Source organism: Brevundimonas sp. GN22 (assembly GCF_054824005.1).
In genome coordinates, this window is sequence record NZ_JSYD01000166.1 from 1 (window position 1) to 453 (window position 453).

General features: G+C 62.7%; 1 protein-coding gene. It reads right to left on the bottom strand.

The annotated features are described in order from the left end of the window. Positions 1-453 (bottom strand): hypothetical protein (locus OB03_RS14600; RefSeq protein WP_461344649.1); only part of this gene is annotated, 453 nt, incomplete at both ends.

The window sequence follows — 453 nt, forward strand, 5'->3', positions numbered from 1 at the left end:
CGACAGCGGCGACTTCCAGGCACCGTGGGTGTTCTGGGCGTCCAGTTGGTTCAGGCCAGCGGTCAGGGTTTGGACCGTACCGTTGGATTGAGCGCCTTGAGCCACTGCGGTGTACGAAGCGGCAGCAGTGAACGGCAGGTTGGCGGTGAACACTGCGGTGTCGTAGCCACCGGTGTTGCCGGTGTTACGCAGGCCATCAACGTGGTTCTTGGTCAGCTTGACGGTGTTAGCCGTGTTGCAGCCAGCCAGGTTGGTGTAGATGGCGACCGAAGCCGGAGCGACCATGTCGAAGGCCAGACCCGGACCGGTGTTGTCCGAGGCGTAGATGCCCAGGGTGCCGAAGTCCAGTTCGTGGCTCTGGGCCGAACCCGAGTAGAAGGCGCAGTCGGTGTCAACCTTACCCTTCAGGGTGAAGGTTGCGCCGTCCGAACCCGAAGCCGAACCGTTGTTGCC